The organism is Vibrio genomosp. F10 str. 9ZD137, assembly GCF_049974785.1.
Lineage (GTDB): Bacteria > Pseudomonadota > Gammaproteobacteria > Enterobacterales > Vibrionaceae > Vibrio.
Window position 1 is genome coordinate 1 of sequence record NZ_JBNGCJ010000003.1, and the last position, 3,164, is coordinate 3,164.

Annotated in this window: 3 protein-coding genes; all 3 read right to left on the reverse strand. The window is 44.6% G+C overall.

Annotated features, from left to right (window positions below):
- Nucleotides 1-18: 18 nt before the first annotated feature.
- Nucleotides 19-900 (reverse strand): delta-class carbonic anhydrase, encoded by an 882-nt coding sequence (locus tag ACP45E_RS00070; protein WP_026026731.1) that lies wholly within the window; start codon nt 898-900, stop codon nt 19-21.
- Between the two features lie 301 nt (nt 901-1,201).
- Nucleotides 1,202-2,431 (reverse strand): ABC transporter substrate-binding protein, encoded by a 1,230-nt coding sequence (locus ACP45E_RS00075; protein WP_017036190.1) that lies wholly within the window; start codon nt 2,429-2,431, stop codon nt 1,202-1,204.
- A gap of 38 nt (nt 2,432-2,469) precedes the next feature.
- Nucleotides 2,470-3,164: methyl-accepting chemotaxis protein (locus ACP45E_RS00080; RefSeq protein ID WP_241824221.1), on the reverse strand; the 695-nt coding region annotated here is incomplete at its 5' end.

Below are 3,164 nucleotides of genomic sequence, written 5' to 3' on the forward strand. Positions count from 1 at the left end.
TCGAAAGATCAACACGCCCTAGTTCATGGGAGACAACAGATCAGGATTCACGACTAGATTTCGTACCCCGTGAGCATGATTTTCATCAAAGACATTGTTTTCACACCAACGACCTACGCTACTAATATCTACTTTGGCTACTCTAGGACGTACACTCCACGTGACTTGAAATGGAGACCCTTTTTCATTAAAAGTAGGCCCAGTTGTCGAACCAGTGTACTGAATAGGTGTTCCGGTATCGCTCGGAATATTCACCGATTGATACTTGCCATTTTGTTCTTGGACACTCGCCAATTCAATAAAATCGCCAGCGTTGTTATCGTTGACCAACACATAGACTTGGGTTTCAACACGAAGCTGCGGGTTACCAATCGCATCATTGAAACACGCCCCTAAGGTTGCTCCCGGTTGCACCTGAGATGTTGAATACACATAATGAGCTTCGATTGTATCGCCAACACTTAACCCACTAGGCTGGCTATGCTCACTATGCCCAGTAGGCTCACTTGGGCAAACCTCACCCTCAAAAGACTTTCGCTCTGATGATGTCAGCGTACCTGAATATCGATAACCGCTTTGGTAGCCGTGACCATCGCCATTTCCGGAGTATTGAGTAAATTCTCCCCCTTTGTGTTCTGCATTTTTGTGAAAATGGATATTACATAGGTTCATTTCAGTAGCAGGAGGAGCAGCAGAAAATGTTCGTTGATTCCTTCCTTCTTTCTGGTCAAGGTCGCGTGGAGACTGCGGGCCAAACCCTTTCCCTTGAGTGTTCTTTGAAAGCACTGCACGCTGCTCAATAATGACACCATCCATGACGGAATCATCCGATGTATCATGGCCACTTTGGGCATTCACTAACGAAGACGAAGCAGCAATCACAACTGCTGCCGATTTTATCCAATAATTCATAGCACAACTCCATACGTTGTTTGATTAACTTAATGTTGATGACTCTAGTGCCTATTCAAATGGAGAATATCCAGATACCCCTTTGAACGTTCGTTAACACAAAGCCACCGCCTAACTTAATCAAACCCATTCATCACAATGTCAGTGCTTATCGTTCCAATGGTTAAAAAGAGAGTCTCTACCCAAATAATGTGCAAAAAAAAGCGATCATCATGATCGCTTTCCAAACGTTTAGAGCGTTCTTTCTATGTATTTAGAGCTAACGTTTTCACACTCACACTCACACTCACTAAGGTTTATACCAACCTTGCAGCCCTTGTTGTAAACGGTTAGCGGCATCAGTAGCCATCATTGAACCATTAATCACGCCAACACTGGTTTCCCAAATTTCCAACTCTAAACTCGGTTCGCCACGGTTTAAGATTTGGTAAGAGTTCCGAATCGTCGAGTCACAGGTGTCACGCCAAGCGATCATAGTTTTCGCTGTTGGATCAGCAACGTCAATAAAGTGATTCGATAGTGAGAAGAAGCCAGGTAAAGCGTTGGTAAAGAGGCCGGCGAATTCTTCGCTGGACATCCAGTCTATAAAAGTTTGTGCTTCCGCTAAGTTTTTACTGTTGGCGTTAATCCCAATACCGATATCAGTATGGTCACTGATAAAGCAATCATCGCCTGAGTTCTTAACCGGTGGTCTAAACACCCCTAAATCGATTTTGCTGTTAAAAGCAGAAATATCCCATGAACCGGCTGGATAAACGGCCGCTTTACCAGAGGCAAACATCTCTATCGCATCGGTATAACCACGATCTTGATATCCATCCCCCATGTAAGTACCCCAGCGGCCTAACTGCTCAAACACGGCTTGATATTCAGGGTCATTCAATTTCCCTTCGCCAGAAATCAAAGCAAAACGGCCATCTTCACCATTCCAGTAGTTAGGCCCAACATTTTGAAAGCCCATTGTTGCCGCTTCCCATTTGTCTTTTGTCCCCATGGCAATCGGAACATACTTACCACTGGCTTTGACTTTATCTAAGCCCATGAAAAATTCTTCCACGGTTTGAGGTTCTTTAAGGCCTAACTCAGAGAAGATGGTTTTGTTGTAAAAAAAACCGTGAATAACAGACGCCAACGGTAAACAAAAAGTCACGGCTCCATCATCAGTTTGCCATGCAGACTGTGCAAAAGAAGGGAAGTTTTCCATGCCGTCAACATCGGTTAAATCCACCAGATGGCCATCATTAAATAACTTAAGTGAATCATCAAACGGACGACACGTAATAATATCGCCAGCATTCCCCCCTGCAAGCCTTCCGTTTAATTGATCGTTATACTCGGTCGCTACAGTATGCTTGTATTCGACTTTAATATTGGGATGGACGGCATTAAAGGCGGGAATAATTTTGTTGTTCCAAATCTCCCCATCTTCACGCCAACTCTCGATAACCAGTGTTCCACTTTGTACAACTGCGGAAAAACAAACCGCAAATAACAGACATAGCTTGCCAAAATATTTCATAACACTCCCTTCCTTTTTATTTTTATACGTCCACACGGCTACAACTTAAACTTGTTAACCAGTGTCCGCTGCTGCTGCGCTAGCTGCGCTAACACGTCACTTACAGACGATGCGCCTCTCGCTTCTGTTTCGGTCTCAATCGCCACTTCCGATATTTCGTTGATGGTTTTTGCAATATCGCGACTGACCACTATTTGCTCTTCAGATGCATGAGCCACTTGCATGCTCATATCATTGATGGATTCCATACGCTCTGCCACCGACTTCAAGGTTTCATCGGTAATTCGACTCTGTTCAACACATTCTTTGGTTTTGTCCTGGCTCTCATTCATCACTTCGACTACTTGTTGAGAGCTTTCTTGCAGACTTTCTATCATCTTCTGGATTTCAACGGTGGATTGCTGGGTTCTTGTGGCGAGAGTTCTGACTTCATCGGCAACGACAGCAAAGCCGCGTCCATGCTCACCTGCTCTCGCCGCTTCTATCGCCGCATTTAATGCGAGCAAGTTAGTTTGCTCAGCAATGCCACGAATCACATCAAGAATGCTGCCAATGTTGTTACTAAACTCATCTAACTTATGGGTAATATCCACGGCGGTATTGATGGAGCGAAGCAGCTCCTCGACCAGCACTAAACTGCTGGCTACCTGCCCTCTACTTTCTTGAGTGCCGGTATTCGCCTTTTTAACCTCTTCTTGAGATTGTTCTGTTGAACGGAACACTTCAGACACGC